This window comes from Arthrobacter sp. HMWF013 (assembly GCF_003061105.1).
In the GTDB taxonomy this organism is placed as follows: domain Bacteria; phylum Actinomycetota; class Actinomycetes; order Actinomycetales; family Micrococcaceae; genus Arthrobacter.
Genome location: NZ_QAIQ01000270.1, coordinates 1 through 8,503 on the forward strand (window position 1 = coordinate 1; position 8,503 = coordinate 8,503).

At 66.6% G+C, this 8,503-nt stretch carries 9 protein-coding genes; 4 read left to right on the forward strand and 5 right to left on the reverse strand.

Going from position 1 to position 8,503, the window contains the following annotated elements; translation table 11 throughout:
* Window positions 1-81: 81 nt before the first annotated feature.
* Together DBR22_RS10765 and DBR22_RS10770 are read right to left on the reverse strand one after the other, a co-directional pair.
* Entirely contained in the window at window positions 82-2,514 is a 2,433-nt protein-coding gene (locus DBR22_RS10765; protein ID WP_258229143.1) for a DEAD/DEAH box helicase, read from the reverse strand.
* Window positions 2,515-2,572: 58 nt separating this feature from the next.
* Window positions 2,573-3,265, reverse strand: coding sequence for a GNAT family N-acetyltransferase (locus DBR22_RS10770; RefSeq protein WP_108599013.1), 693 nt, complete (start codon window positions 3,263-3,265; stop codon window positions 2,573-2,575).
* A 72-nt stretch (window positions 3,266-3,337) separates the two neighbouring features.
* On the opposite strand from DBR22_RS10770, the gene DBR22_RS23580 reads away from it, so the two are divergent.
* Window positions 3,338-3,619, forward strand: coding sequence for a hypothetical protein (locus DBR22_RS23580; protein WP_146187469.1), 282 nt, complete (start codon window positions 3,338-3,340; stop codon window positions 3,617-3,619).
* A gap of 46 nt (window positions 3,620-3,665) precedes the next feature.
* Complete coding sequence (gene trhO / locus DBR22_RS10775; RefSeq protein ID WP_108599014.1) at window positions 3,666-4,559, forward strand: oxygen-dependent tRNA uridine(34) hydroxylase TrhO; 894 nt, start codon at window positions 3,666-3,668, stop codon at window positions 4,557-4,559.
* A 60-nt stretch (window positions 4,560-4,619) separates the two neighbouring features.
* Here trhO and DBR22_RS10780 read toward each other — a convergent pair whose 3' ends face one another.
* From DBR22_RS10780 to srmL, 3 genes are all read right to left on the reverse strand, one after another.
* Window positions 4,620-5,213, reverse strand: coding sequence for a hypothetical protein (locus DBR22_RS10780; RefSeq protein WP_258229144.1), 594 nt, complete (start codon window positions 5,211-5,213; stop codon window positions 4,620-4,622).
* Between the two features lie 70 nt (window positions 5,214-5,283).
* A complete protein-coding gene (locus DBR22_RS10785) occupies window positions 5,284-5,721 on the reverse strand; it encodes a hypothetical protein (protein WP_108599015.1) in 438 nt (145 codons plus the stop codon).
* Window positions 5,722-5,755: 34 nt separating this feature from the next.
* A complete protein-coding gene (srmL, locus tag DBR22_RS10790) occupies window positions 5,756-6,913 on the reverse strand; it encodes a PheS-related mystery ligase SrmL (protein WP_108599016.1) in 1,158 nt (385 codons plus the stop codon).
* Between the two features lie 364 nt (window positions 6,914-7,277).
* Here srmL and DBR22_RS10795 point away from each other — a divergent pair, with 364 nt between their 5' ends.
* Both DBR22_RS10795 and DBR22_RS10800 read left to right on the forward strand, forming a co-directional pair.
* Window positions 7,278-8,066, forward strand: coding sequence for a MerR family transcriptional regulator (locus DBR22_RS10795; protein ID WP_108599017.1), 789 nt, complete (start codon window positions 7,278-7,280; stop codon window positions 8,064-8,066).
* Between the two features lie 38 nt (window positions 8,067-8,104).
* Window positions 8,105-8,503 (forward strand): DUF7059 domain-containing protein (locus DBR22_RS10800; RefSeq protein WP_441296240.1); only part of this gene is annotated, 399 nt, incomplete at its 3' end.

The window sequence follows — 8,503 nt, forward strand, 5'->3', positions numbered from 1 at the left end:
CAGCTGCAGCGAGGGTGCCGGCCAGACTGTCGAGGTCCGGACGCAGCTGATTGCGCGGACGATGCTCGGTCCCGCCAGCGGTCAGGCCCGGGCCGGTCCGCCGCCCTGAACCGCAGCCGGACTGAGCGCCCGGTGGTGCTGGGGCGTAAGTTCCGCATGCTGGGGAGGTGCTTCGCTGGCATCCCTGAGCAGGACGTTGATGAGCGTGATCGCCGCGGCCTTGTCCAGCGGGTTGTTCTTGTTTCCGCATTTAGGGGATTGGACACAGGACGGGCAGCCCGACTCACACTCACAGGCTTTGATGGCGTCCCGCGTAGCGGTCAGCCACACCTTGGCTTTATCGAACCCGCGCTCGGCGAATCCGGCCCCGCCGGGGTGCCCGTCGTACACAAAGATGGTGGGAACTCCTGTGTCGGCGTGGATGGCCGTGGACACTCCGCCGATGTCCCAGCGGTCGCTGGAGGCCACCAGCGGCAGGAGGCCGATCGCTGCGTGTTCCGCAGCATGAAGGGCCCCCGGGAATTCCGCCTCGATGAGTCCGGCGCCGGTCAGTGAACGGTTCTCCACCACAAACCAGACGGCCTTGGTGAACAGGTCCCGGGCGCCGAGTTCGAGCGGCTCCTCGCCCAGGATCTCGTTCGAGATCATGGCCTTCCGCTGAAAGGAAACCACCTGTGTTGTCACTTTCACATCGCCAAAATGCACGGCCACGTCGCCCCACTGCGCCGTCCGCTGCGTTTCGAGTACCTCGATCTGCGTTACATCCCGGGCGGTGGTGTAGTAGTCCGGGTTCGCCCGGCGGACCACCACACAGTGGTCGTCCTCGTTCAGGTCCTCCACCACGTAGCTGTCGCCCTGATGGACGTAGACCGCCCCGGTGTGAGCCTGGTAGTGCGTCTGCGGTGAGTCCATGGTCCCCAGCAGGGAGCCGGTATCGGCGTCCACGATGCTTACCGGGCCGCCGCCGTCTGCCCTCAGGTTCACCATCGCGGCAGCGCTCTGGGAATGCGTCCAGAACCAGCCGGCCGGCCGGCGGCGCAGATAGCCCTGGTCCACGAGCTGCCCCAGCAACTTCTCGGCCGTGCCGCCAAAAAGGCCGAGTTCTCCCACGCCAAGCGGCAGCTCGGCCGCGGCGGCACAAAGATGCGGGCCCAGCACATATGGATTGGAAGGATCAAACACTGTTGCCTCAACCGAGACGTCGAAAATTGCCTCCGGGTGGTTCACCAGATACGTGTCCAGCGGATCATCGCTGGCCACAAAAGCGGCGATGGCATCCTGGCCTGCCCGCCCGGCCCGGCCGATCTGCTGGAACAGCGAAGCCCGGGTTCCCGGCCAGCCCGCCACCAGGACCGCATCCAGTCCGGAAATGTCGATCCCCAGCTCCAGTGCGGAGGTGCTGGAAACGCCCAACAGTTCGCCGGACCTCAGCGCTTTCTCCAGAGCCCTGCGCTCCTCGGGCAGGTAGCCGGAACGGTAGGCGGCAACACGTTGCGGCAGGCTCGGGTCCACTTCGTCCAGCAGGCGTTTGCTGATGGACGAGATCGTTTCGGCACCCCGCCTGGACTTGATGAAGGCGATGGTCCGGATCCGGGACGAAACGAGGTTGGCCAGCAGATCGGCTGTTTCCGCCACGGCGGTGCGCCGCTGTGGCGCACCGTTCTCGCCCTTAAGGTCCATGAGCGCCGGCTCCCAGAAAGCCACGGTGGTGGAGCCGTGCGGTGAGGAGTCCTCGGCGACAGCCCGGACAGGTGCCCCGATCAGACGCCCGAAGGAGGCGGCGGGCTCCGAAGCAGTGGCAGACGCCGCGATGAACACCGGCCCGGGATGGGAGGTCCCGGCACCGTAGTAGGCGCAGATCCGGCGCAGCCTGCGCATCAGGTTGGCTACGTGGGAGCCGAAGACTCCGCGGTAGCTGTGGGCTTCATCCACGATCACGTACCGCAGCCGCCTGAAGAAGCCGGCCCACCAGGCATGGTTGGGAAGAATGCCGAAGTGGAGCATGTCCGGGTTCGCCAGGATGAAGTTGGCGTGGTCCCGGATCCAGCGGCGCGATGCCGGGTCAGTATCGCCGTCGTACGTCTCAGCACGAACGGTGGGCAGCTTCAGGGAGCGGATCGCTGCAAGCTGGTCAGCAGCCAGGGCCTTCGTCGGCGACAGATAAAGGGTTACAGCGCCGTCGTCGTGGATCTTTCCGGGTTCGGCCAACACCCGCAGTTCGGAGCGGTGGATGGCGTCCAGTGCCGGCAGTTGGTAGGCGAGGGACTTTCCGGAGGCGGTGCCGGTGGCGATCACTACATGCTCACCGCCGTGTGCCAGGTCCGCGGCCTGGATCTGGTGCCGGTAAGGCTCATGGATGCCTAGGGCGCCATAAGCGGACACCAAATCCGGGTGGGCCCAGTCCGGCCACGGCTGGTGGACCGCCTTGCGGGCGGGAATGGTCCGGACATGACGCAGCTGCTCCGGGTCCGGGCCGCGGCCCAGCAACGGAATCAGCGAGTCATGGGGGTTCACCCCAACATTCTTTCACCCGCGGAAAAATCGCGGGTCAGCCGGCAGGTCCGCCAGGGAATCAGCCCACGGAGAGGTCGGTGCCCTCATCAGAGAGCGACAGCATCAGGACCCGGCAGACAGTGGACCAGCCGAGGTGGGAATAGAGTTTCTGACCGTCGAGGGAAGCCAGCAGCAGGCCGTTCTCCACATCCGGTCCGATGGCCTGGGCTGCCAGGGCTTTCATGATGAAGCTGCCCAGACCCCGGCGCTGGAACGTGGGTTCGGTGACAATCTTGTCGAAGACCGCCGTCCCGTCAACTACAAACACCCTCCCGCTGGCGGCCACGGTATCGCCCGAGCGGACCACAGCATGGTGGACGCCGTCGAGTTCTGAGGTCACCAGTTGGAGGTCGTCGTCCGAAAGCCAGGGATCTTCAGTGTCCTGGGTTTCCATGTCCACGATCATCATCGCCTGCGAAGCAGACGTCACGTTCAGAGCGTGCTTTTCGGCCAGCTGGGTGTACCTCAGGACGTCGTTGGTGAGGACGGTCAGCACCCTGGTGGGGGCTTCAGCAGCCTTCGCGGCCAGGGCTGCGAACTCGGCGTCGGAGGGGTCATGGGCGAAATATTCCCATTCCCCTGTGGTGTCAGCCCGCAGGACTGCGGGGAAGCGGCCTTCAACTGAGGGCTGGTAGCCGCGGCAACCGGCCCAACCGGCTACCCAGACTTCAAGAAGGTTCGTGATGTTTCCAACCAAGGCGTCGGGACTCATGTGATGAGGGTATTCCAGCCCCGTCACAAGCAACAGGGGTTCTGTCGGCTGATCTGACTTGCTTATGTAATCGTGACCCGGAAAGACTGGCCGGATGCCCGCGGAAAGCGAAGTGCTCCAGCCGTATTCTTTGCCGTTTTCACTGCTGGTCTGTGGCGCCGCGGCTGTGGCCATGGTGGGAGGCGCCCGGCACTGGGAAAGCGCACCGGGCTCAGCGGCGGCGCCGGCGGAATCGCGGCCGCAGTAACAGCAACCGCGGTGCCCTTCGCCGTCGTCGTCCTTGGCTACCGTGCGGCCGAAACCGCGCTGAACAGGCGGGACGCTGCCAGCGCCGCCCGGTCTGTCAGGACATAGGGAACCCGGCCGATCCGGCACGGGCAAAGCCAGTACCCTTAAATACGTGGCTTTGAACCGAATTGTGCTCTTTTACGGCTTTACCCCCATCGCTGACCCGGACGCGGTGCGGCTCTGGCAGCGTGCCCTCTGCGAAAAACTTGGGCTGACCGGACGCATCCTGATCTCCAAGGACGGCATCAATGCCACAGTGGGAGGAGAGATCGGGGCGGTCAAGCAGTACGTCAAAACCACGCGTGAATATAAGGGCTTCCACGGCATCGACGTTAAATGGTCTGACGGCGGCGCAGAGGACTTCCCGCGGCTGAGCGTGAAGGTCCGGGACGAGATCGTCTCCTTCGGCGCTCCCGGCGAACTTAAAGTCGACGGGAACGGCGTGGTGGGCGGCGGCACCCACCTCAAGCCCGAGGAACTGCACGAACTCGTGGATGCCCGGAAACAGGCCGGTGAGGAGGTGGTCTTCTTTGACGGGCGCAACGCCTTCGAAGCCCAGATCGGCAAGTTCAAGGACGCGATCGTCCCCGATGTCGCCACCACCCACGATTTCATCAAGGAGCTCGACTCCGGCAAGTACGACGCCCTCAAGGACAAGCCGGTGGTCACCTACTGCACCGGCGGGATCCGCTGCGAGGTGCTCTCCAGCCTGATGGTTAACCGCGGCTTCAAGCAGGTGTACCAGCTCGACGGCGGGATCGTCCGCTACGGCGAGACCTTCAAGGACCAGGGCCTGTGGGAGGGCTCCCTGTACGTGTTCGACAAGCGCATGCACCTGGAATTCAGCGAGGACGCCAAAACCATCGGTGAGTGTGTCCGCTGCTCCGCGCCCACCAGCAAGTTCGAGAACTGCTCGAACCTCAGTTGCCGGACCTTGACGCTGTACTGCGCAGACTGCGCGTCCAGCCCCGAGACGCTGCGCTGCCCCGAAGGCTGCGCGGCCTAAACGGGCCCACGGAGCCAAAGTGGCCTAAGGAACAAGCGGCCTCCAGTAAACCCAAAGGCCTCAGAGCGGGGTGATCCGGTACGCGAAGTTGGCCGCGGAGCGTGCTTCCACCCGAAAAATCAGCGCAGACTCTGCCGACAGATAGATCACCTCTTCCCGCAGTGCTCCGCAGCGCAGGCTGAGGTCCACCACGGTGACGTCATCGGTGCGGACCGTAAAGCTCACCCGCCGCTGGCTCCGGCACAGCAATGTCATGAGGTAAGTCCCTGCCGGCAGCGCCGCGGTGGTCCCGTTGTGGACCTCCAGGGCCTGCAGCAGCCCGTAGCCCCGGTGCGCGGTGTCCAGGCTTTCCCCCATCTGGGACCTCTCCAGCCAGGCGTCCAGTCCAGCCTCCCCGACCGGATCCCTCCGCCAATAGTCCGAGGACGGCCCGGCCTGGGTGACGGCCGGCGCGGCCGTGACGTCCTGGGCGGGCCGCCAACCGTCGTCGTACGTGTATTCACACCCCGTCAGTGACGCACCGGCCAGCATGGCGCCGGTTGTCCACAGTACGACGGCGGACCGCACCCGGGTGCGCCACTGAAGCTTCCGGGGGCGGAACCCCGGAAGGGCTGGCGCATCGTGGCGCGGAGGCGCACCCTGCGGGGCGGGCATACTCCGACTGTAGGCCCGATCCGGGGGTCAAGACAGTGCCCCGGGCCCCCTGCCGGAAGGTAGGGGACCGCTACCCTGCCGCCACCAGCCTGTAAGCGTAGATGAGCGGTGCGTCCAGGCTGGAAGCGCTGAACTCCAGGGAGCCGCTTTCGGTCAGGGTGATCTTCTCGGATTCCCGGGTTCCGTAACAGGCAGCGCCGAGGTCGGCCAGTTCCTTGCCTGAAGACCGCACCGCGAGAAAGGCCTTGCCGCCGCCCTCGCAGACGAGCGTGAGCGTGTAGCTGCCCGCCGGAACCTCCGCCGTCCGGTCCACGGGCTGGGCATTAAGGAGCTTTCCGGCGTCCTCGGCCACAGTGCCGCTGGCCGACGGCAGTGCGGTGGCCTTCCAGGACGGCACATCCGCGTTCTCCACGGAGACCTGCGCGCTGCACGCCGTAACGGACAGCAGGGCAGCGGCGGCCGCCGCAACGGAGAGGGCACGCGGCAGGAAAGGAGAACGGAAAGCCATACCTCCAACTTACCCGCGACTTCCCGCCCGGCCTCTACCCGGCTATCAGCTCCGGCACCTCGCCCCGGTGCAGCGCCAGATACACCCTGTCCCGCAACGAGTTGGCCTCCTGATCCGTCAGCGTCCGGTCCAGCGGCTGCAGCACCAGCCGCAGCAGCACGTTCACCTGCCCCGCCCGCATCCGGAGACGCTCGACGGCGGCCCGCGGCAGCTCCGCCGTCGGCGTCACTGCTTTGACCTCCAGAGCCGCCAGGACGTCCGCGTCCGCCCCCAGTGCGGTGCGGGCGAGATCGCCGAGGAGTTCGACGTCGGCATCGGCCTCCGCGTCCAGCACCAGGGAGAGGTCGCGCCGGATCTCAGGCATGGCGGAAACGGGACGGTACGGCGCCAGGTCCAGCATCTGCGCCTGGACGTCCGGATGCCCCGAGCGGAGCAGGCGGATGTCCGTGATCCCTTTCCGCAGCATCAGTGCCCGGTCCAGCCCCATCCCCAGCGCCAGGCCGGCCCAGCGCCTGGGATCGAGGCCCGAGCCGCGCAGGACATCTGCCGCCACCAGCCCGCACTCGGCCAGTTCCAGCCATTCGCGCCGGCCATCAGGCTGCGTCACCAGCACGTCCAGCTGCCTTCCGGCGGCTGTGTAGCTGTGCCGGGCCGGGGTTGAGCGCCACTGCACGTCCGGATGCGCGGACGAGGGGAGAACCGCTTCCACCACGGCCGCCATCATTGCGTCGAGATCTGAGGGCCCCAGCAGCCCCCTTGCCTTCAGCCGCCAAAGATCCACCTGGTGCGGGGCGCCCACGTGGGTGCGGTCGATTGCATCGCGGCGGTACACCAGGCCCGGCAGCACGTGCAGCCGGTCGTAGTGGCCCTGCTCGCCCCGGAGCGAATCCAGCAAGGCAGGAATGCCGGCCGACGTGTGGCTGCGCAGCATCACGGTGGGGCTCACGTGCCGGGAATACCGCGAGTCCCGGGTGACGTCGTCGGGCGAGTATCCCAGCCGGTCGTAGTTGTCGGCGGTGGCAACCAGCGGGTTGAGCCGGTGGGTGAGCGACGGCACGCCCCAGAGCCGTTCCAGGGCGGCCACGACGTGGGCCAGGAGCAGCTGCATCGCGTGCGGGCCGGCCACGGGATCGGAGAGGTCGCGCAGGGAAAGGGCGGTGTTGAGCTGGGTGAGGGAAAGGTAGGTTTTCATGGCAGTGGGTCCTTTGGTGCATCAGGTACGGGAGGGGGAAATCACCCTCAACCGCTGAGCCGGACGGACCCCGGCAGCTGCAGTCAGGCGCGCGATGGGAAGCCCGTGCGGCCGGAAAGCGGCCGAGGGCTGATAAATCGCTGCTGGATTTGCATGGATCCATAGTACGCCGGGACGGCCGGACCTGCGGGAAAGTCCTGAAGCGCAGGCCACAGCTGAACACTTGACGTTGACGCTGCGTCAAGATCTATCGTCGAGGTACGAGCCCGGAAAACTGGCCGGGACCGGTCAGCAACGGCCAGCAACGGCAGGGACCGCCAACGCTAAGGGCCCCAGCGGAACCAACTCAGGAAAGGAGGAGCACATGGACTGGTCCATCCAGGAGATAGCCCGGATCGCCGGCACCACCAGCAGGACTTTGCGGCACTATGACGGGATCGGCCTGCTGAAACCCAGCCGCACCGGCCACAACGGCTACCGGTACTACAACCAGGCGGCCCTGGTGCAGCTCCAGCGCATCCTCCTCCTGCGCGGACTGGGGCTGGGCCTGCCGGTGATCAGCCAGGTGCTCAGCGACCAAACGGACGCAGCCAAGGCCCTCGCCGGCCACCTGGAATGGCTCAAGCAGGAACAGGACAGGCTGGCGCGCCAGATCGCGTCGGTCACACAAACCATCGAAGCAGTGAAAGGAGGTGGCGAAATCATGGCAGAAGACATGTTCAACGGTTTCGACCACACGCAGTACAAGGATGAAGTGGAGGAACGCTGGGGCAAGGACGCCTATGCCCGCGGCGACTCGTGGTGGCGGGGGATGAGCGCGGATGAGAAGGCCGCGTGGAAGCAGCGCTCGCAGAAACTGGGCGAGGACTGGATCGCCGCCGCTACGGGCGGCATTGCCCCGGACAGTGCCGAGGCCCAGTCGATCGCCAAGCGGCACGTCGAGTGGCTCACGGGCATCCCGGGAACCCCGACTGCGGACGCAGCGGGTGCCTCCGGCGGCACGTCAGGCGGCAACTCCCACGTGAAGGAGTACGTCACCGGGCTCGGCGAAATGTACGTGGCAGACCCCCGCTTCGCCAGGAATTACGGCGGCGCCGAAGGTGCGGCCTTCGTCCGGGATGCGCTGAAGGCCTACGCGGAGCAGAACCTTTAGCAACCTGGGGCGTGGGCAGCCGCCAATAGACTTGACCGGTGACTGACTCCACGCTTTTCCTGGCCGGCAACACCCCCGATGCTCCCCGAAGCGACCTCCCGGACCTGCTTGCAGCGCTCGCCGCGGACCTGCGGCGGGTCGACTACACGCTGGACGGCGTGGCCGGGCTCCTCGGGGAATCGGCCTACCGCGCGCTCAACCGGGACCAGCTCATCCCGGCGCTGCTGGCCACCGAAAAAGCTCTCGAAGGGGAGCGTGCCGGCGGTGACCCTGCCGGCGGTGACCCTGCCGCCGCGGCGCTCGCCGCCGTCGTCCGTCTCTGGCTCCTGGCTGAACCGCAGAAGCGGGCAACGCTCGACGCCGCCCTGCCGGGGATCGGTGCCGACGGTCTGGTGGAGCTGGGGCTGGTGGAGCCCGTGCCCGGCTCTGCGGTGGGT